Raw genomic sequence first — 20,336 nt, 5'->3', positions numbered from 1 at the left:
TTCACTTGGCGACGTGCTATTAGACTTATCATTCTCGGCCGTACCGGAGTCCACGTCATGATCCACAAGCGCCAACTGGCCGGCCTCGGCTTCGGAGCGGTCGTCGTCGCCCTCGCGGCCTGCGCCCCTACCATCCGTCTTGAGGTCGCGCCGATCCAGATCTACGCCAAGCTGGACGCCGACGTGCGCGTCCGCCTGGATCAGGAGCTGCAGACGCTGCTCCAGCAAAACCCCAACCTCTTCTGATTTCCCGCTTCTCTTCTGAAAGGGACAGGCTGACATGACCTTCCGCAAACTCTTCGTCATCGGCGCCGCTGTCGCCGCCATGGGTATCGCCGGGGCCGCCATCGCCCAGACCGGCGCCCAAAAGGCCCAGATCGACCAGGCCAAGGCCGCCGGCACGGTCGGCGAACAGGCCGACGGCTTCCTGGGCTTCCGCACCCCGACCTCGGACGCCGGCCTGCGCGCCGCCGTCGACGCCACCAACGCCGGCCGCCGCGCCGCCTACGCCCGCAGCGCGACCGACGCCGGCACCTCGGCCGATGTCGCCGGCGCCCGGATGTTCGAATCCCAGCTCCTGCCCCGCATCTCCTCGGGCCAGTGGTACCGCAACGCCCAGGGCCAGTGGGTCCAGCGCTAAACCCTTGATCCGGCGCCTCGGGTTCGTCCCGAGGGCCTGCGGCGGGTTCAGGCGAGTCCTCTCCTCCCGCTCATCCCGGCGAAAGCCGGGACCCCGTGCTTTCGCATCGCTGGTTTGTCGGATGACCACTGACATTTGATCTCAGGCGCCTTTCGCCCAAAGGTCTGGGTCCCGGCTTTCGCCGGGATGAGCGGAAAAGAAGAGAGAGTGGCGCCTCGTAGCCGCCAACGCCTCTAGCCATCCTATTTGACGAAAGGGACAGCCGCTTTTTCAGCCTGTTGGATCGCCGGATCGTCATCTTCCTTAGCGCCACGTCGGACCGGGTTATGATGCATGCCCGGTCTTTGACATCGCCATCCCCACGACTTGGACTCTTGGACTCGTTAGACTGTTTTTTCGGAGTCCAACTTCGTCGTGCAAATTGCACCTTGTTGCACCAGTGCAATTCGAGGCCGAACTTTACTTAAACGAAAACAACGCGCTGACGTGAATTTGCACGACTTGCACTGTTTTTCCGTTGGAGTGCAATTCCGCCCTAACCGCCTCGCCGGATCAGGCCGCCGCGCGTCTATCCAGCAGCGCAGGCAGCAACAGACCCTCCGCCAGCGCCCTGACCACCGGCACGGCGACGGCGTCCCCCATCAGCTTCAGCGCCGCGCTTTCGCTGGACGGCAGGCGATAGTCCTCGCCCACCCCCATCAGCCGCGCCGCCTCGCGCCCGGTCAGGCGCCGCACCCGCGCCCGGCCCTGATCGCACACCACCACATATTGCCGCGACGACCCGCCGGCCGGCGTCCTCAGACATCCGGCCAGGCCGTCGAACCGGACCTCCAGCCGCTGGACCTTCTGCCCGTCCTCGGTCCGCACCCGACGATAGGCGGCTCCGACGCAGCGCCGGCCCGATGCCACGGCCGCCGCGATCCGAGCGCGGTGCAGCGGCCCGGCCAGGGCCAGTATGGCGTCCGCATCCTCCAGCCATTTCACGTTCTCGTCCGGCTCCAGCACCGCCGCCAGATCCAGATTGCGTTGCGACGGCGCGGGCAGGGACCACCAGGCCCAGGTCGCCTTCACCGCCTCGGGCAGGCGGTCATGGGCGGCGATCAGGCGCGGCGAATGAAAGGGCGACACCGGCCCAGCCGCACGCGGCGCCTCGCCCCTCACGGCGACCACGAACAGCCTCGGCCGCGACTGGGGCAACCAATGGGCGGCGTCCATCTCCAGCGCCCCGACCGTGTATCCCGCCTCGGCCATGGCCGCACAGACGGCCGCGAAATCCCGACCCTGACCGGAGGTCAGCAGGCCGATCACATTCTCCAGCACGATGACGCGAGGCCCGCGCCCCTCGGCCGCCAAACCCTGCATCAACCGCCAGAACCCCCAGAAGGCGCCGGATCGCCCGGCCTCCAGCCCGCCTCGCGCGCCCGCCAGGCTGACGTCCTGACAGGGAGAGGACGCCCAGGCCATGTCCGGCCGCCCCGGCAAATCCTCGACCGTCAGGCCCCAGACATCCCCTTGGCGAAACGGCGTGTACGGATGATTGGCGACGAAGGCCCGCGCCTTGGCCGCATCCATGTCGTTGGCGAAGACCGTGTCTATGCCTGCGGCCGACAGGCCCAGACCCGCCAGGCCGCCCCCGGCGAAGAACTCGTAGGCGCTGGGGCGAATCGACATCCCGCCAGCATAACCCAGGCTCCGCCCTTGACCGAGGCCGCACGCGACCACACCTGCGCAAGGACGAAAGGGAGGCCGTCCATGCGTTTCATATTGCCCGTTCTGCTGGCCGGCGCCGCCCTGGCCGGCTGTTACGACCGCGAGGCCAACGCACCCAAGGCCGCATCTGCGCCCGAGACGGCCGCGACCCTGGGCGGCGTCGATCTGGGCAAGCCGGTGCGGGCGCTCGGCGCCGAACCCTTCTGGGGGGTGGAGATCACGCCCGACGCCCTGATCTACACCCGCGTCGATCAGCCGACCCAGCGTGCGCCCAATCGTGGCGCGACGGTTCAGGGGACGGTCGCCACCTTCGCCAGCTCCACCGACCTGAACCAGGCCCTGAACGTCGTCCTGATCGCCACCGAATGCTCGGACGGCATGAGCGACCGCACCTATCCGCTGACGGCCAAGGTCGAGATCGGCGACGACACCCTGACCGGCTGCGCGGCCCCGGCGTCGATGCTGACGGCGCAACCAGCCCCCTGATCACTCACCACCATTCGGCGTCGCGCAGCATCCGGGCGTAGCGGCGGCTGACCGGCGCCGACAGGCCGCCGTCCAGCGTCAGGGTCGCCCGGCCGTCGCCGCGCTCGACACCGCGCACAGCCTCGCGCGCCACCCACCAGCTGCGGTGCGTCTGGGCGCCCTCCAGCCCTTCCAGCTCCTCGACCGCATCCGACAACCGCATCAGGATCAGGTCCGATCCCCGGTCGGTGTGGATGCGCAGATAATGGTCCTCGGCCTGCACCGCCCGGATCTCAGCGCCCTTCAGCTTCATCGGCAGGCGTTCGAGAAACCGCACGGGCCGGGCCGCCGGCTGTGGCGGCGACGCATGGGTCTGAACCGGCCGGGCGCGCCCCAGGAAAACGTTCAGCGTCGTGACCGCCGCCGTCACCACCACGACCGGCACGACCACCTGAGGCAGCACCGCCAACGGGTACAGGCGCTGGGCGAAGAACAGGCCCGTCGCGGCCCAGACGAGGACGCACGCCGGCCCGGTGATCATCACCACCATGACCGCTATGGTCAGCCACGGCCGCTCGTCTATATCCAGAAAACGGCTGACAAAGGCGCTGCACAAATGGCCCCACACCCCGCCCAGAACCATGACCACGACCCAATAGGCCAGCCGTGGCCCTAACGCCGCGCCCGCTGTTCCGAACGCCCCGGTCATCGCCAGGAAGACGCCGCCCAGAACGGCGACGATCAGGCCGCGCAGGAAGGTGCGGCGGCGGTCGGCGGCAAGGGGCGTCATGGCGGCTTTCGGCATCGGAAGATCGCGCCTTGAGACCACGATTTCCCGCCCGTTGAAAGGAGGGGGCGAAAGACAGGTGGGCGTTGGCGCAGCACAGATGGGCGTTGGCGAAGCGCGGGATGTGCGGCCGGACGCGGCAAGTCAGGACGGTGCAAACGGAGATTTCCCATGCCTCGCCTGTCCCGTCTCGCGCCGTCCGTCCTGGCCCTCGCTCTGCTGATAGTCCCACTCGTCGCCTATCTGGCGGTCGATGACGGGCGGCTGGCGCGGATGGGATTCACACCGCACGTCCCCGACTGGCGCCTGCTGCTGGCCTCGCCGCAGCCGATCCAGATTCATGTCGCCGCCGCCCTGACGGCGCTGGCGATCGGCATCGTCCTGCTGATCGGGGTCAAGGGAAACCGGCTGCACCGGACCCTGGGCTGGATCTGGGTGCTGGCCATGGCGACGACGGCGGTCAGCTCCTTCTTCATCCACCGGCTCAATCCGGGCGGTCCGGGCGGCCTGTCGCTAATCCACCTGCTCAGCGGCTGGACCGTGATCGCCCTGCCGATGGCCGTCCATGCCGCGCGTCGTCACCGCATCGCCGACCACCGGCGCGCCATGACGGGAATGTTCGTCGGCGGCCTGATCGTCGCCGGCGCCTTCACCTTCCTGCCCGGCCGGCTGATGTGGGCGATCTTCTTCGGTTAAGGCCGGCGCGGCGACATCCCGACCACGGCGCGGAAGCCGGCGGCGGCGAACCGGACCATATAGTCGCCCGCCGTCTCCAGATCGCCAGATCGCGCCCGGCCGTTCGACAGCCGGTCCAGCCGCCCCGTCTCGCCCAGCGTCAGGGTCAGGGCGCCCGACAGATTGTGATAGCCCCAGTACAGATCGACTTCGCTGGCGTCCGGCAAGACCACGGCGATCAGTTCGATCAGCCGGTGGATGGCCGGGTCGAAATAGCGGGCCATCGTCTCGCCGCCGAAACTGGGGTTTGCGTTGGTCTGGGCCACCAGGGCGGAATAATGTTTCCAGCCCGGCCCGCCCTTCAGCGACCATTCGAACGGCGGCCGCAGAAAGGCCTCCAGCAACCCCTCCAGCGTCATGTCCGCCCCCGCCGTCTCGGCATAGCGGTCGATGGCGGAGACCCGGTCGGCATTCCACACCTCTGCCCGTCGCAGGAAGACGGCGTCGAACAACTCGCGCTTGGCTCCGAAATAGTAGTGCACAAGTGCGGTATCCACGCCCGCCTCGCGCGCCACCTCGCGGATGGTGACGCCATAGAAGCCGTGCTTGGAGAACAGATCCTCGGCCGCGTCCAGGATCAGGTCGCGGGTCTCGCCCGCCGCCTTGGCCTGGGCCTTGGGCGGACGACCCCGACGGGCCGGCGCAGCGCCCGCCGCCTTGCGACGCACGGCGGCGGCGGGGCGGGGTGTCGGGATTGCGGCGTCCGGCTTGCTCATGCGGCAAGGCTTAGGCGCGACCTAACCCCGGTGCAACGGCGCCACGCTCGACAGCTCAAGTGACCTTGCGTCAGCACAGCGTTTGACAGCCGGATGAAACCGGGTAGGTTCCGTGAAAATCATTGAACGCTGAATAAAAGCGTCAATCGGGCTGGAAACGACAACAAGGGGTCTAGGATCATGAACCGTCATGTGAAGTGCGCGCTGCTGGCCGGCGCGGCGTGGGGCGTGCTTGGGGGGGCCTCGGTCGCCCAGGACGCGGAGGCGACCGCTCAAGCGGCCAACACGCAGGATGCCGCCACCGTCGACGACATCGTCGTCACCGCGCGCCGTCGTGCGGAAAGCCTGCAGGACGTGCCGGTCGCCGTCACCGCCGTCAGCGGCGAACAGCTTGAGGCGCGCGGCGCCCTGGACATCACCGAACTGGCGCGTTCGACGCCCAGCCTGACGCTGAATGCGGCGCGCGGCTCGAACTCGACCCTGATCTCCTTCATTCGCGGCGTGGGCCAGCAGGATCCGCTGTGGGGCTTCGATCCCGGAGTGGGCCTGTATATCGACGACGTCTATGTGGCCCGCCCGCAGGCCGCCGTTCTGGATATCTTCGACGTGGAGCGGGTCGAAGTCCTGCGCGGTCCGCAAGGCACGCTTTACGGTCGCAACACCATCGGCGGCGCGATCAAATACGTCACCCGCCGCATCGACGCCGACGAGCCCGAGGGTCGCCTGCGCGCCTCCTACGGCAGCTATAATCAGCGCGACGTGATCGCCAGCGCCCAACTGCCCTTCAGCGACGAGTTCAAGGTCTCGGCCGCCCTGGCCCGCTATCTGCGCGACGGCTACGGAAAGAACCTGAACACCGGAAACGAACACTACAACAAGGACGTCACCGCCTTCCGCGCCAGTGCGGAATGGACCCCGACCGACAGCCTGTTCTTCCGCCTGGCCGGCGACCTGGTGAACGACGATTCCAACGCCCGTCACGGTCACCGCGAGACCGCGCCGTCGCCGTCGGACCCGTACGACACCAACGCCGGCGCCGGCGACAAGAACCGCGTCCAGACGCGCGGCGTGTCCCTGACCGGCGAATGGGAGATGAGCGACCTGCTGACCTTCAAGTCGATCACCGCCTATCGTGATGGCTTCACGCGCGGCAACATCGACTTCGACAACCTGCCGGGACCGATTCTGGACATTCCCGCCGCCTATAACGACGACCAGTTCAGCCAGGAGTTCCAGATGGTGGTCAGCGCAGGCCGCCTGAACGGCGTCGCCGGCGTCTTCTACATGGACGCCAACGCCTCGGGCGCCTTCGACACCGTCGTGGGCCTGGCCAATCTGACGACCCTGACCTCGGGTTCGGTGGCCACCAAGAGCTACGCCGCCTTCGCCGACTTCAGCTATGACGTGACCGACGCCCTGTCGGTCTCGGTCGGCGGCCGCTTCACCAAGGACGAGAAGGAGGGCACCGTCTTCCGCCAGCAGTATCTGGGCATCCGCAGCCCCTATTTCGGCAACAACGCCGCCGTGCCGCTGGGCGCGCCGCGCACCAACTACACCCGCACTCGCGAGTTCGAGAAGTTCACCCCGCGCGTCTCGGTCAACTACAAGTTCGGCCCAGATCTGACGGCCTATGCCTCGTGGGGCGAGGGCTTCAAGTCCGGCGGCTTCGACATGCGCGGCGATGCGGTCCTGTACCCCGCCACCGTCAACGGCTATGCGCCGGAAACGGTCGAGACCTACGAGATCGGGCTGAAGGGGTCGCTGCTGGATCGTCGCCTGACGTTCGCCACGGCGATCTTCGATTCCAGCTACGAGAACCAACAGATCACGACCCAGTATCCGGCCGGCGCAACCGTCGCCTCGGTGGTGGACAATGTCGGCTCGTCCTCGATCCGCGGCTGGGAGTTCGAGGGCCGTTTCCGCCCGACCAGCGCTCTGACGCTGAACGCCTCGCTGAGCTATATCGACGCCAGCTTCGACCAGTTCCTGGCCTATATTCCGACGGCGTCGGGCAATACGTCCTGCCCCACCCTGCCGGGTTGCGTCGTCGACGTGTCGTCGCAGCGCAACTTCCAGAACACGCCGGAATGGACCGGCTCGATCGGCGCCACCTACAACTGGTTCATGGAGAACGGCTCGTCGATCGCCTTCATCCCGTCGGTCGCCTATCGCGGCGCCTATCAGCAGTTCGAGACGCCTTCGCCGCTGCTCGATCAGGGCGCCTACTGGATGTATGACGCCAGCATCGTCTGGACGTCGTCGGACGACCGCCTGACCTTCGGCGTCCACGGCAAGAACTTGGGCGACGAACGCTACCGCGTCGGCGGCTACAGCTTCCCCGGCGCCCTGACCGGCGACTCGATCATCGGCTTCTACGGCCCGCCGCGCACGGTCACGGCCACACTGGGCCTGAAGTTCTGATCCCGATCAGATACGCCTGACGACGAGGGGCGGCGGTCTCCGGGCCGCCGCCCTTTTGTTTGCAGTGAGCAGAGTTGCGGCTAGGCTCGCCTCAACGAACAAAAAGATGCCGAGGGAAACGCCGATGACGACGGATACGCTGACGGTCGAAGACAAGGCGGTCGAGGGCGGGGTTCGCCCAGAGCGGCCCGGCTATCGCTACTATGTGCTGGCGGTCCTGATCCTGATCTACATGCTGAACTTCCTGGATCGCCAGATCATCGGCATCCTGGCCGCGCCGCTGAAGGAAGAGTTCGGCATGTCCGACAGCCAGTTCGGCCTGTTGGGCGGCATCGCCTTCGCCTCGGTCTATTCGACATTGGCCATTCCCCTGGCCTGGATGGCGGACCGGTTCAGCCGGGTCTGGATCATGACCGGGGCGCTGGCCGTCTGGTCGGGCTTTACGGCCCTATGTGGCATGGCCGGTTCGTTCGGACAGCTGTTCCTTTGCCGGATGGGCGTGGGCATCGGCGAGGCGGGCGGGGTGGCCCCGGCCTATTCCCTGATCGCCGACTATTTCCCGCCGCATCAGCGGGCGCGCGCCATGGCCGCCTTCGCCTTCGGCATTCCGCTGGGTATGGCGGCGGGCACCCTGGTCGGCGGCCTCTTGGCCGCGACCTACGGCTGGCGCACGGCCTTCATCGTGGTCGGCCTGCTGGGCGTTCTGGTCGCGCCGCTGCTGCGTCTGACGGTGCGCGATCCCAGGCGGGGAGGGACCGATGCGATCAAAACCGAGGCTCAGGTCGCAGCCTTGGCCGCCGCCCCCGTCGGCACGGACAGGGCCGGCAAGATCGCCGCCCAGATCATGCTGGGTCTCGGCACCGGCCTGCTGATCCTCGGGGCCTTGAGCTGGTTGATGGGCACGTCGTTGGGCAATCCGCTGGTGCTGGCGTTCGGCGGCCTGCTGGCGGTGGTGATCGGCATATCCCTGATGATCGCGCGTCGCACGGCCTCGGTCGTGATCCGTAAGCCCAGCTTCTGGCTGCTGGGCCTGGGCGCGGCCTCGTCGTCGGTGTGCGGCTACGGCGTCGCCGGCTGGTTGCCCCTGTTCTTCATGCGCAGCTTCGACCTGACCCTGAAACAGACCAGCATCTACTATTCCGGCATCGCCCTGATCGGCGGCATCCTGGGCATCTGGCTGGGCGGCATGATCGCCGACAAACTGTCGAAGAAGGGCAAGGGCGCCTATCCGCTGACGCCCGCCATCGCCTTCCTGATCTCGGCGCCGTGCTTCATCCTGGCGATGAACTCGCCGTGGCTGATCGGCCTGGTCCTGCCCGGCGGCGGCAGCCATGCGCAGCAGCTAACCCTGGCCTTCCTGATCTTCTTGTTGCCTACGGGTCTGAACCTCGCCTGGCTGGGTCCGATCACGGCGGCGGTCCAGCATCTGGTGCCGGCGGCCATGCGTTCGACCGCCTCGGCCCTGTTCCTGTTGCTGAACAATCTGCTCGGGATCGCGGTCGGCTTCTACTACTTCGGCTGGATGAGCGACCTGCTGGCGCCGCGCTTCGGCGACGAGAGCCTGCGGTGGGCCATCTATACCGGCATGGGCTTCTATGTGCTGGCGGCGATCCTGCTGATCGGCGCGTCGCGCACCCTCAAGAAGGACTGGGTCGACTAAAGGGGGCCTGTGGACGCTCGCACCTGCGAAGGGCTGCGCTAAAGTAGGCCGAAGGTCGGTAGCGCAATGCAAAAGAGAGTCCTATAAGCCCCGCAACTCTCCCAGCAGCGGTTGCGACGGTCCCTCATGAACATCCACGAATATCAGGCCAAGCAGGTCCTCAAAGGCTTCGGCGCCCCCGTCGCCGAAGGCGTCGCAGTGACGTCGGTCGATCAGGTCGAGGCGGCCGCCAAGTCGCTACCCGGTCCGCTCTATGTCGTGAAGTCGCAAATCCACGCCGGCGGCCGCGGCAAGGGCAAGTTCAAGGAACTGCCGGCCGACGCCAAGGGCGGCGTGCGTCTGGCCTTCTCGGTCGAGGAAGCCGTCGCCCACGCCAGGGAAATGCTGGGCAACACCCTGGTCACCGCCCAGACCGGCGACGCCGGCAAGCAGGTCAACCGCCTCTATATCGAGGACGGCGCCGACATCGATCGTGAACTGTACCTGTCGCTGCTGGTCGACCGCGCCTATGGCCGCATCGCCTTCGTCGTCTCGACCGAAGGCGGCATGGACATCGAAACCGTCGCCCACGACACGCCCGAGAAGATCCAGAACATCGTCATCGACCCGAACGCGGGCGTGACCGAAGCCGACGTCGCCGCCATCAGCGCCGCCTACGGCCTGACGGGCGACGCGGCCGAAGACGGCAAGTCGCTGTTCCCCGCGCTGTACAAGGCCTTCGTCGAGAAGGACATGGACATGCTGGAGGTGAACCCCCTGATCGTCATGAAGGACGGCCATCTGCGCGTCCTGGACGCCAAGGTCAGCTTCGACGGCAACGCCCTGTTCCGCCACGACGACATCAAGGCCCTGCGCGACGAGACCGAGGAAGACGCCAAGGAGATCGAGGCCTCCAAGTGGGATCTGGCCTACGTCTCGCTGGACGGCAACATCGGCTGCATGGTGAACGGCGCGGGCCTGGCCATGGCGACGATGGACATCATCAAACTGTACGGCAAGGAGCCGGCCAACTTCTGCGACGTCGGCGGCGGCGCCGGCAAGGAGAAGGTGGCTGCGGCCTTCAAGATCATCACCGCCGACCCGAACGTCCAGGGCATCCTGGTCAACATCTTCGGCGGCATCATGAAGTGCGACGTCATCGCCGAAGGCGTCGTCGCGGCCGTCAAGGAAGTGGGCCTGAAGGTGCCGCTGGTCGTGCGTCTGGAAGGCACCAACGCGGAACTGGGCAAGAAAATCCTGAACGAGTCGGGCCTGACCATCCAGGCCGCCGACGACCTGGACGACGCCGCCCAGAAGATTGTGGCCGCCGTCGGCTGATCCCGAACGCCGTCGGCGCCAGTGGAGCAAGCGATGACACGGTTCGAGGTCGTCGCCATGGCCCTGGCGCCGGATCGGCACATCGCCGTCTTCGTCGATCACTATCGACGAAAAGGCGCCGCGCGGGTTCGCGTCTATTTCGACGGAGCCGCCGAGGCCGCGCCCCGGCCTGCGGACGTCGGACTGGGCGATGAGGCGTTGATCGTCTGCGACGATGCCTTCTGGGCGCGTCGCGGCGGTCGCCCGACTTCCGTCGAAGCGCGACAACGACGGGTCTACAAGGATGCTTACGACAAGATTGTCGCGGACTGGCTGGTGGTCGTCGATATCGATGAACTGATCCATTGCGACGCGAGCCTTGACGCCGTGCTGAGTGCGGCGCCCGCGTCTCGGGATCTGGTGATTTTTCCAACCGTTGAGGCGGTCTGGCGCGTCGGAGACGATCTTGACCGCGAGTATGGAGCCCGTTTTGCCCGCAAGGCTTACAGCGGCCTGTTCTGGTCCGAGCTCAGCTACTGCCTCTATCCGGGCGCAGGCGCGTTTTTCGTTCGTGGGCTGCTGGGCCACCACATGGGCAAATACGCCGTGAGGCGCGGCAAGGTCGGCGTCACGGCCTGCATCCATGAAGCCAAACAGGACGGTGCGCCGCTGAAGGCCGTAAGCGCTCGCGATCCTCTAAACGGCCGGCCGGTTTGGCTGCTCCACTATGACGCCATCTCACTGGACGCCTGGCGCGCCAAGTGGGACAGACGTCTGGAGACAGGCGACACGATCGAGATCGGTCGCCGGCGTCGTCGTCAGCAAATGGTGTACGCCAAGGCTCGTGAAACGGGTCACGAGCGCGCCCTGTTCGCCCGCCTCTACAGTCTGACGAACCTCCAAATCTGGGTGTTGAGGCGGCTGGGTCTGTTGCTCGACATCAAGGTTGGCGACCGAGCGACCCGGAACTGACTTGTCCGGCCGATCCGCACGGCCTATGTGTTCCACATAACCCGTGTAGATTCATGACCCGTAACCTGACCCTCGCCATCGACGACGCCCTGCTCGACAAGGTGCGGGTGCTGGCCGCCATGAAGCGGACCAGCGTCAACGAGATGGTGCGCGGCTTCCTGACAAGCATGGTGCAGCAGGAAGCCTCCAAGGACGAGGCGCGCGAGGCGCTGCTGAAGCTGATCGACGAATCCAAGGGTCGCATGGGCGACTGGCGACCCGGCAAACGAGACGAGATCTACAGCGGAGATCGTCGGTTTGATCGCTAACTCAGAGGTCTTCCTCGACACCAATATTCTGCTTTACGCCGCACTGGGACAGGAACACGCAGGCTATCGCTGGGAACGGGCGCGAGAGATCGCCTTGACCCAGGATTATTGCACCTCAGGCCAGGTGCTGGCCGAGTTCTACAATGTCTCTACCCGCAAAGGCGCGCCGCCGCTGACATCAGATGAGGCCAGAGAATGGATTCGTGTGATCGCCATGAAGCCCTGCCAGCCGGTGACGCCTGGGGTGGTGCTGGCCGGCATCGACCACGCCCGCCGCTACCAGCTGTCCTATTGGGATGGCGCCATCATCGCCGCCGCCGAAAAGATCGGCGCCAAGGTCCTCTATTCCGAGGATCTCAATCACGGTCAGACCTACGGGTCGGTCCAAGTCGAAAACCCCTTCCTGAACCTCTGACGTCCCCAAGAACGGAATCCCCATGTCCATCCTCGTCAACAAAGACACCAAGATCATCGTCCAAGGCCTGACCGGCAAGACCGGCGGCTTCCACACCGAGCAGGCCCTTGCCTATCACGGCACCCAGATGGTCGCCGGCGTTCACCCGACCAAGGGCGGCGCCAGCTGGACGGGTTCGCACGGAGAAACCCTGCCGATCTACGCCTCGGTCGCCGAAGCCCGCGACGCCACGGGCGCCGACGCCTCGGTGATCTACGTCCCGCCGTCGGGCGCGGCCGCCGCCATCATCGAAGCCATCGACGCCGAGATCCCCTTCATCACCTGCATCACCGAAGGCATCCCGGTGCTGGATATGGTCAACGTCAAGCGCCGCCTGGAAGGCTCCAAGTCGCGCCTGCTGGGTCCGAACTGCCCCGGCATCCTGACGCCGGACGAGTGCAAGATCGGCATCATGCCGGGCAACATCTTCAAGAAGGGCTCGGTCGGCATCGTGTCGCGTTCGGGCACCCTGACCTATGAAGCCGTGTTCCAGACCACCAACGAAGGCCTGGGCCAGACCACGGCCGTCGGCATCGGCGGCGATCCGGTCAAGGGCGCCGAGTTCATCGACGTGCTGGAGCTGTTCCTGGCCGATGAGGAAACAACCTCGATCATCATGATCGGCGAAATCGGCGGCGGCGCGGAAGAAGACGCCGCCCAGTTCCTGATCGACGAAGCCAAGAAGGGCCGCAAGAAGCCGATGGCCGGCTTCATCGCCGGACGCACCGCGCCCAAGGGCCGCACCATGGGCCATGCCGGCGCCGTCGTCTCGGGCGGCAAGGGCGATGCGGAATCCAAGATCGCCGCCATGGAAGCCGCCGGCATCCGCATGTCGGAATCGCCGGCTCGCCTGGGCAAGACCCTGGTCGAAGTCCTGAAGGGCTGATCCTTCGCGCTGCGCGCGGGCGCTATGCTCGCCGCGCCCCCCGGCCTGATCTTCGATCAGCCGGAGGACAGGCTCTGGCTCGCGACTTGAGCGCTTTCGGCATCAAAAATGCCGTGTGACGCATCGATGGACGCCCTCGGCTTCGGTCGGGGGCGTTTTTTCTTGGGCCTGCGACCAATTTCTCACCCAAATGCCCCGTTTCGGTCATGACCCATAAGGAAACGACGCCTATATGACGGGCGCGCCCCTCACGGAGATGTGTCCGTCGGGGCCCAGGGATTGCGAAACGATGGCGGACGATGCCGGTCGGCTGAACCAGGTCTTTGCCGAGACCTCATTCCTCTACGGGTCCAATGCGGCCTATGTGGAGGAGCTGCAGGAGAAGTGGGCCAAGGACCCCGGCTCCGTCTCGGCGGAATGGAAAGCCTTCTTCGACCAGCTGCGCGACAACGCCGCGCTGGTGACCGCTTCGGCCGAGGCCGGCGGCTGGGGTCGTGGCGTGGCGACCGAACCCACCGAGGAAACCGGCGTCTTCGACGGCCGTTGGCCGGCGCCCAAGCCTGATCCCAAGAAGCCCGGCGCTGCGCCTGCCGCTCCCGCCGCCAAGGCTGCGCCCGCCGATGTCTCGGCTGACGTGATCCGCGCCGCCGCCCATGATTCCATCCGCGCCCTGATGCTGATCCGCAGCTATCGCGTGCGTGGACACCTGCAAGCCAAGCTGGACCCGCTGGGCATCGAACAGCCGGTGGAGAACCCCGAGCTGACGCCGGAATTCTATGGCTTCACCGGCGCCGATCTGGACCGCCCGATCTTCCTGGACGGCGTCCTGGGCCTTCAGACCGGCACGATCCGCGAAGTGCTGGACATCCTCAAGCGCACCTACTGCGGTACGGTCGGCATCCAGTTCATGCACATCGCCGAGCCGGAAGAGAAATCCTGGCTGCAACAGCGGTTCGAGGGCGCCGACAAGTTCGAGCAGAACGCCTTCTCCAAGGAAGGCAAGCTGGCCATCCTGTCCAAGCTGGTCGAGGCCGAAGGGTTCGAACGCTTCCTGCACAAGCGCTTCCCCGGCACCAAGCGGTTCGGCCTGGACGGCGGCGAGGCCATGGTCCCGGCGCTGGAGCAGGTCATCAAGCGCGGCGGATCGCTGGGCGTCGACGAAGTCGTGCTGGGCATGGCCCACCGCGGCCGCCTGAACGTGCTCGCCGCCGTGATGGGCAAGCCTTACAAGGTCATCTTCCACGAGTTCCAGGGCGGTTCGGCCGTGCCGAGCGATATCGAGGGCTCGGGCGACGTCAAATATCACATGGGCGCCTCGTCGAACCGCGAGTTCGACGGCAACCACGTCCACCTGTCGCTGACCGCCAACCCGTCGCACCTTGAAATCGTCAACCCGGTCGTGCTCGGCAAGGCGCGCGCCAAACAGGCGTTCGACATCCGCGAGGCCAACGAGGGCGTGCCCGAGGGTCAGTGGGCGCTGGACCGCTCCAAGGTCGTGCCGCTGCTGATCCACGGCGACGCCGCCTTCGCCGGCCAGGGCGTGGTCGCCGAATGTTTCGCCCTGATGGGGCTGAAGGGTTACCGCACCGGCGGCACGCTTCACTTCGTCATCAACAACCAGATCGGCTTCACCACCAGCCCGCGCAACTCGCGCAGCTCGCCCTATCCGTCGGACGTGGCCCTGATGGTCCAGGCGCCGATCTTCCACGTCAACGGCGACGACCCCGAAGCGGTCGTCTTCGCCTCCAAGGTGGCCACCGAATACCGCCAGAAGTTCCACAAGGACGTGGTGGTGGACATGTTCTGCTACCGCCGCTTTGGCCACAACGAAGGCGACGATCCCACCTTCACCCAGCCGCTGATGTATTCGAAGATCCGCGCCCAGCCCTCGACCCGCGAACTGTATTCGCAGCGCCTAGTGGGCGAAGGCGTGATCACCCAGGAACAGGTGGACGCCGAGGTCGAGCGGTTCGAGAAGTTCCTCGACGAGCAGTTCGAGGCCGGCAAGACCTGGTCCGCCGAGAAGGCCGACTGGCTGGACGGACAATGGCAGGGCTTTGCGGCGCCCAAGGACGAGCTGCGCGGCGACACCGCCGTGCCGCTGGCCAAGCTGACCGACCTGGGTCACCGCCTGACCACCATTCCCAACAGCGTCGACATGCACAAGACGCTGAAGCGCGTCATCGACGGTCGCCGCGAAGCCATCACTTCGGGCCAGGGTCTGGATTGGGCCACCGCCGAGAGCCTGGCCTTCGCCACCCTGGTCGACGAAGGCTTCCCGATCCGTCTGTCGGGTCAGGATTCGGTGCGCGGCACCTTCTCGCAGCGTCACTCGGGCATCATCGATCAGACGACCGAAGAGCGCTACATCCCGCTGAACAACCTGCGCGAAGGCCAGGCCAATTTCGAGGTCATCGACTCGGCCCTGTCGGAAGAGGCGGTGCTGGGCTTCGAGTACGGCTATTCGCTGGCCGACCCCAATACGCTGGTGATGTGGGAAGCCCAGTTCGGCGACTTCGTGAACGGCGCCCAGGTGGTGATCGACCAGTTCATCTCTTCGGGCGAACGCAAGTGGCTGCGCATGAGCGGCCTGACCATGCTGCTGCCCCACGGCTATGAAGGCCAGGGACCGGAACACTCCTCGGCCCGCCTGGAGCGCTTCCTGCAACAGTGCGCCGAAGACAATATGCAGGTCGCCAACTGCACGACCCCGGCCAACTACTACCATATCCTGCGTCGCCAGATGCACCGGCCGTTCCGCAAGCCGCTGATCCTGATGACGCCCAAGTCCCTGCTGCGACACAAGAAGGCGGTTTCGTCCATGGCGGACCTGGCGGAGGGTTCGGCCTTCCACCGCCTGCTACACGACGACGCCCAGACGCGTCCCGAGATCGCCGGGATCACGATCAAGGCGGACAAGGACATCCGCCGGGTCATCCTGTGCTCGGGCAAGGTCTATTACGACCTGCTGGACGCCCGCGAGAAGAAGGCCAAGGACGGCCAGGCCGTGGACGACGTCTACATCCTGCGTCTGGAACAGTTCTATCCGTGGCCGATCCAGTCCCTGCGCAAGGAACTGGCCCGCTTCCCCAAGGCGGAAGTGGTCTGGTGCCAGGAAGAGCCCAAGAACATGGGCGGCTGGACCTTCGTCGATCCGTGGCTGGAGCTGACGCTCGACAAGCTGGACGTCGCCTCCAAGCGCGCCCGCTACGTCGGACGGCCGGGCTCCGCCTCCACGGCCGCCGGCCTGATGAGCCGGCACCTGAAGGAACTCGACACCTTCACGACCGAAGCCTTCGCCTGATACACGTATAAAAGACCGACCTAGAGACGAGCTGGACCTGACATGGCCGACATCCTGACCCCCGCCCTCGGTGAATCCGTCACCGAAGCCACCATCGCGAAGTGGACCAAGAAGGTCGGCGATCCGGTCAAGAAGGACGAACTGCTGGTCGAGCTGGAGACCGACAAGGTCTCGCTGGAAGTCGTCTCGCCCGCCGACGGCGTGCTGGGCGACATAAAGGCGGCCGAGGGCGACAACGTCGTTCCCGGCACGATCCTGGGGTCGGTGACCGAGGGTGCGTCCGCCGCCGCTCCTGCCCCCGCTCAGGCTGCCAAGGCCGCACCGGCCGCCAAGGCCGAGACCAAATCGGCCCCCGCTGCTGCGGCTCCGGCCGCCGCCCCTGCCGCCGCCGCCATCGACATCATGGTGCCGGTCATGGGCGAGAGCGTCGCCGAAGGCTCGGTCGGCAAGTGGCTCAAGAAGAACGGCGATGCGGTCAAGAAGGACGAACTGCTGGTCGAGATCGAGACCGACAAGGTCGCAGTCGAGGTTTCGGCCCCGGCTGACGGCGTCCTGACCATCGCCGCCGACGAAGGCGCGACCGTCACCCCGAACCAGAAGATCGGCTCGATCTCGGGTTCCGGCTCGGCCGCCGCCGCACCGGCTGCTGCGCCGGCCCCCGCCGCCGCTGCTCCGGCCAACACCGGCTCGGCCCAGGTTTCGGGTTCCAAGAACGAAACCCTGTCGCCCGCCGTCCAGCGCGTCGTCGGCGAGAACAATCTGGATCCCAAGGCCATCGCCGCCACGGGCCCCAAAGGCAACATCACCAAGGCCGACGCCATCGCCGCCATCGGCCAGGCCGCTGTCTCGGCTCCTGCCGCCGCAGCCGCCCCTGCCGCCCCGCGCGCCGATCAGCCGCGCGAAGAGCGGGTGAAGATGACGCGCCTGCGTCAGACCATCGCCCGTCGCTTGAAGGAATCGCAGAACACGGCCGCCCAGCTGACCACCTTCAACGAGGTGGACATGACCAACGTCATGGCCCTGCGCGCCCAGTACAAGGATGTGTTCGAGAAGCGTCACGGCGTGAAGCTGGGCTTCATGTCCTTCTTCACCAAGGCCGTCGTCGCGGCCCTGCACGAGATCCCGGCCGTCAACGCCGAGATCGACGGCACGGACATCATCTACAAGAACCACTACGACATCGGCGTCGCTGTCGGCACCGACAAGGGTCTGGTGGTTCCGGTCCTGCGTGACGCCGACACCCTCAGCCTCGCCGGCATTGAAAAGGGCATCGGCGCCCTGGGCAAGGCCGCCCGTGACGGCGCCCTGACCATGGATCAGATGCAGGGCGGCACCTTCACCATCACCAACGGCGGCACCTATGGCTCGCTGATGTCCACACCGATCCTGAATGCGCCGCAGTCGGGCATTCTGGGCATGCACAACATCGTCCAGCGCCCGATGGCCATCAACGGCGAGGTCAAGATCCGCCCGATGATGTATCTGGCCCTCAGCTACGATCACCGGATCGTGGACGGCAAGGAAGCCGTGACCTTCCTGGTCCGGGTCAAGGAACTGCTGGAAGATCCGGCGCGGGCCTTGCTGGACCTGTAAAGACCCTGAAAGGCGGCGACGATCTCGCCGCCTTTTTCTTTGACCCGAGGTTCGACCATGCTGACCCTCTATACCGCTCCCGGCTCGTGCAGCCGCGCAAGCCATATCGCGCTGGAGGAGTCCGGCCTGGACTTCGAGGTCCGGCTGCTCGACTTCTCGAAGTCCGAACAACGCCAGCCGACTTATCTGGCGATCAATCCCAAGGGGCGGGTGCCCGCCCTGGCGACGGATCAGGGCGTGTTGACCGAAAGTCCGGCGATCCTGGCCTATATCGCCGCGCTCGCGCCTGCGGGCGCTTTGGCGCCGACCGACCCGTTCGCCTTTGCGCGGATGCAGGCCTTCAACCTCTATCTGGCCACCACCGTCCATGTGGCCCACGCCCACGGCCGCCGCGCCGCGCGCTGGAGCGATGATGCCGCCGCCCAGGCGTCGATGGCGGCCAAGGTGACGCAGAACATGCGCGATGGCTTCGCCCTGATCGAGGCGGGCCTGACCGGGGAATGGGCCATGGGCGACGCCTATACGGTCGCGGACCCCTATCTGTTCACCTTCACGGCCTGGCTGGACAGCGACGGCGTCGACATCGCCGACTTCCCCAAGGTCCAGGCCCATTTCGAGCGGATGCAGGCCCGACCCGCCGTCATCCGGGCGCTGACCGCCGGGGGATAGCGGGCGCGGTGGGATACCATCGGTTGTGTCTCTTTTGCGCCGGTCGTTAAGGTTTCGAATCGCCCTGCATTTTCAGCGATTACAACGGCCGAAAATGGTGCCTTATTCCTGCCATGGAGTGGGCTGTACGCGCGATCGGGGTGTTCTACGTCTTGGGCGGACTGATGCTTATGTATCAGGCCTGGCTCAACTGGCGTCTGCAACGGGCGTTGTCGGGCCTGATCTCCGTTCCGACCAGCGATCAGCTTGCTGACGGGGTGATCGCCCTGGGCGGTGTGCTGGTCCTGGCGTCCGGCGCGGCGCTGGCGGCGCTCAGCGCCTGGGCGGTCGTCGCCTTCCTGGCGGGATGGGGCATCCAGGCGGCCTATCTTTTGTGGGCCAATCGTTCCGACCTGAACGATCCCGCCGCCGCCGGCCGTCGTCGCTCGGTCCACGCCTTCCTGGGCTATACCGCCGTCACCGGCCTGGTGCTGTGGCTGCCGGTCGCCGGCGTGCTGGGCTGATCAGCCGAACTCGGCTTCCAGATCGGCCAGACGCGCGGCCTGATCTTCGGCGATCAGGGCGTTCAGCAGCGGATCGATGTCGCCTTCCATGATCTGGGGCAGGCTGTGCAGGGTCAGGTTGATCCGGTGATCGCTGACCCGGCCCTGCGGATAGTTGTAGGTGCGAATCCGTTCCGACCGGTCGCCTGATCCGACCTGGGACTTGCGCGTATCGGAGCGGGCCAGGTCCTTGGCCTGGCGCTGCATGTCGTACAGGCGGACGCGCAGGTTCTTCATCGCCTTGTCGCGGTTGACGTGCTGGGACTTCTCCGACGACGTCACCATGATGCCGGTGGGCAGGTGGGTGATGCGCACGGCGGAATCGGTCGTGTTGACGTGCTGACCGCCCGAGCCGGAGGCGCGGAAGGTGTCGATGCGGATGTCCTTGTCGTGGATTTCGATCTCGACGTCCTCGACCTCGGGCAGGACCGCGACCGTCGCCGCCGAGGTGTGGATGCGCCCCTGCGACTCGGTCGTCGGCACGCGCTGCACCCGGTGGACGCCGCTCTCGAACTTCAGCCGGCCGAACACGCCGTCGCCGGTGACGGTGGCGATGATTTCCTTATAGCCCCCGGCGTCACCCTCGGTCGCCGAATCCAGCTCGATCCGCCAGCCGCGCGTGGAGGCGTAGCGCGAATACATGCGAAACAGGTCGCCGGCGAACAGGGCCGCCTCGTCCCCGCCGGTGCCTGCGCGCACTTCCAGCACGGCCGAGGCGTTCTCGTCGGCGTCGCGCGGGGCCAGCAGCAGGGCCACCTCGCGTTCCAGGCCCGGCAGGGTGTCGTTCAGAATCTGAAGCTCGTCCTGCGCCATCGCCGCCATTTCGGGATCGGCCGTCATGGCTTCCAGGTCCGCCATCTCGGCGCGGGCGCGGGCCAGACCCTGAACCGCGTCGGCGACGGGCTTCAGCTCGGCATGTTCCTTGGACAGGCGCACGATCTCGGCGCCGTCGGTGACCGCGCCCATGCGCGCCTCCACCTCGTGGAAGCGGTCGAGCACCTGATCGAGACGGGCCTGGGGCAGTCGCAAGACGGAAATATCCTGAGGAAACGCAAGGGGCCGTCCTTACCCGCCGGGGGCGGTCGTGTCGATTGCAAGCCGTCTCACACGCCGGGCGCCGCGCTTGTGATCGGCGATAACGCCACGGTCACGATGGCGTCAGGCGCGGTTACGAAACC

At 66.4% G+C, this 20,336-nt stretch carries 19 protein-coding genes; 15 read left to right on the top strand and 4 right to left on the bottom strand.

The annotated features are described in order from the left end of the window. Positions 1 to 57 precede the first annotated feature (57 nt). Both WC597_RS15495 and WC597_RS15490 read left to right on the top strand, forming a co-directional pair. Positions 58 to 246: a YnbE family lipoprotein gene (locus tag WC597_RS15495; RefSeq protein ID WP_159847615.1), complete on the top strand. Its 189-nt coding sequence runs from the start codon at positions 58 to 60 to the stop codon at positions 244 to 246. 34 nt (positions 247 to 280) lie between these two features. Then, a complete protein-coding gene (locus WC597_RS15490; RefSeq protein ID WP_372694736.1) occupies positions 281 to 640 on the top strand; it encodes a YdbL family protein in 360 nt (119 codons plus the stop codon). 552 nt (positions 641 to 1,192) lie between these two features. On the opposite strand, the gene WC597_RS15485 is transcribed toward WC597_RS15490, so the two are convergent. After that, positions 1,193 to 2,311, bottom strand: coding sequence for a DNA cytosine methyltransferase (locus tag WC597_RS15485; protein WP_372694734.1), 1,119 nt, complete (start codon positions 2,309 to 2,311; stop codon positions 1,193 to 1,195). An 81-nt stretch (positions 2,312 to 2,392) separates the two neighbouring features. Between WC597_RS15485 and WC597_RS15480 the strand changes: the two genes are divergently transcribed. Beyond that, complete coding sequence (locus WC597_RS15480) at positions 2,393 to 2,836, top strand: COG3650 family protein (RefSeq protein WP_372694732.1); 444 nt, start codon at positions 2,393 to 2,395, stop codon at positions 2,834 to 2,836. Between the two features lie 4 nt (positions 2,837 to 2,840). Here the strand turns inward: WC597_RS15480 and WC597_RS15475 are convergent, their stop codons facing one another. Beyond that, entirely contained in the window at positions 2,841 to 3,620 is a 780-nt protein-coding gene (locus WC597_RS15475) for a LytTR family DNA-binding domain-containing protein (RefSeq protein WP_372694730.1), read from the bottom strand. Positions 3,621 to 3,773: 153 nt separating this feature from the next. Between WC597_RS15475 and WC597_RS15470 the strand changes: the two genes are divergently transcribed. After that, positions 3,774 to 4,298: a DUF2306 domain-containing protein gene (locus tag WC597_RS15470; protein ID WP_372694728.1), complete on the top strand. Its 525-nt coding sequence runs from the start codon at positions 3,774 to 3,776 to the stop codon at positions 4,296 to 4,298. On the opposite strand, the gene WC597_RS15465 is transcribed toward WC597_RS15470, so the two are convergent. Beyond that, positions 4,295 to 5,053 (bottom strand): TetR/AcrR family transcriptional regulator, encoded by a 759-nt coding sequence (locus WC597_RS15465; protein WP_372694726.1) that lies wholly within the window; start codon positions 5,051 to 5,053, stop codon positions 4,295 to 4,297. The genes WC597_RS15470 and WC597_RS15465 overlap by 4 nt on opposite strands. Positions 5,054 to 5,233: 180 nt before the next feature. On the opposite strand from WC597_RS15465, the gene WC597_RS15460 reads away from it, so the two are divergent. The 11 genes from WC597_RS15460 to WC597_RS15410 all read left to right on the top strand — a co-directional run bounded on the left by WC597_RS15460 (position 5,234) and on the right by WC597_RS15410 (position 19,119). Continuing rightward, complete coding sequence (locus WC597_RS15460; RefSeq protein ID WP_372694724.1) at positions 5,234 to 7,474, top strand: TonB-dependent receptor; 2,241 nt, start codon at positions 5,234 to 5,236, stop codon at positions 7,472 to 7,474. A 124-nt stretch (positions 7,475 to 7,598) separates the two neighbouring features. Further along, entirely contained in the window at positions 7,599 to 9,134 is a 1,536-nt protein-coding gene (locus WC597_RS15455; RefSeq protein WP_372694722.1) for a spinster family MFS transporter, read from the top strand. A gap of 126 nt (positions 9,135 to 9,260) precedes the next feature. Beyond that, entirely contained in the window at positions 9,261 to 10,451 is a 1,191-nt protein-coding gene (gene sucC, locus WC597_RS15450) for an ADP-forming succinate--CoA ligase subunit beta (RefSeq protein WP_372694720.1), read from the top strand. Between the two features lie 33 nt (positions 10,452 to 10,484). After that, entirely contained in the window at positions 10,485 to 11,402 is a 918-nt protein-coding gene (locus tag WC597_RS15445) for a glycosyltransferase family 2 protein (protein WP_372694718.1), read from the top strand. A 53-nt stretch (positions 11,403 to 11,455) separates the two neighbouring features. Beyond that, entirely contained in the window at positions 11,456 to 11,710 is a 255-nt protein-coding gene (locus WC597_RS15440) for a hypothetical protein (protein WP_372694716.1), read from the top strand. Next, positions 11,700 to 12,125 carry a PIN domain-containing protein gene (locus WC597_RS15435; protein ID WP_372694714.1) on the top strand — a complete coding sequence of 142 codons (426 nt, stop codon included), beginning with the start codon at positions 11,700 to 11,702 and terminating at the stop codon, positions 12,123 to 12,125. The genes WC597_RS15440 and WC597_RS15435 overlap by 11 nt, the downstream gene beginning before the upstream one ends. A 22-nt stretch (positions 12,126 to 12,147) precedes the next feature. Next, entirely contained in the window at positions 12,148 to 13,050 is a 903-nt protein-coding gene (sucD, locus tag WC597_RS15430) for a succinate--CoA ligase subunit alpha (RefSeq protein WP_372694712.1), read from the top strand. A gap of 289 nt (positions 13,051 to 13,339) precedes the next feature. After that, positions 13,340 to 16,354, top strand: a complete 3,015-nt coding sequence (locus WC597_RS15425) for a 2-oxoglutarate dehydrogenase E1 component (RefSeq protein WP_372694711.1) — start codon at positions 13,340 to 13,342, stop codon at positions 16,352 to 16,354. Positions 16,355 to 16,396: 42 nt separating this feature from the next. Beyond that, positions 16,397 to 17,947, top strand: a complete 1,551-nt coding sequence (gene odhB / locus WC597_RS15420) for a 2-oxoglutarate dehydrogenase complex dihydrolipoyllysine-residue succinyltransferase (RefSeq protein ID WP_372694709.1) — start codon at positions 16,397 to 16,399, stop codon at positions 17,945 to 17,947. A gap of 57 nt (positions 17,948 to 18,004) precedes the next feature. Beyond that, entirely contained in the window at positions 18,005 to 18,616 is a 612-nt protein-coding gene (locus tag WC597_RS15415) for a glutathione S-transferase family protein (RefSeq protein WP_372694707.1), read from the top strand. Positions 18,617 to 18,780: 164 nt separating this feature from the next. Next, positions 18,781 to 19,119: a hypothetical protein gene (locus tag WC597_RS15410; RefSeq protein ID WP_372694705.1), complete on the top strand. Its 339-nt coding sequence runs from the start codon at positions 18,781 to 18,783 to the stop codon at positions 19,117 to 19,119. Here the strand turns inward: WC597_RS15410 and prfA are convergent, their stop codons facing one another. Next, positions 19,120 to 20,187 (bottom strand): peptide chain release factor 1, encoded by a 1,068-nt coding sequence (prfA, locus tag WC597_RS15405; protein WP_372694703.1) that lies wholly within the window; start codon positions 20,185 to 20,187, stop codon positions 19,120 to 19,122. Positions 20,188 to 20,336: the final 149 nt, after the last annotated feature.

Origin of the sequence: Brevundimonas sp. (genome assembly GCF_041648115.1) — a bacterium.
GTDB lineage: Bacteria > Pseudomonadota > Alphaproteobacteria > Caulobacterales > Caulobacteraceae > Brevundimonas.
The sequence above is the reverse complement of the archived record's forward strand: the minus strand, read 5'-3'. Positions and strand labels throughout refer to the sequence as shown.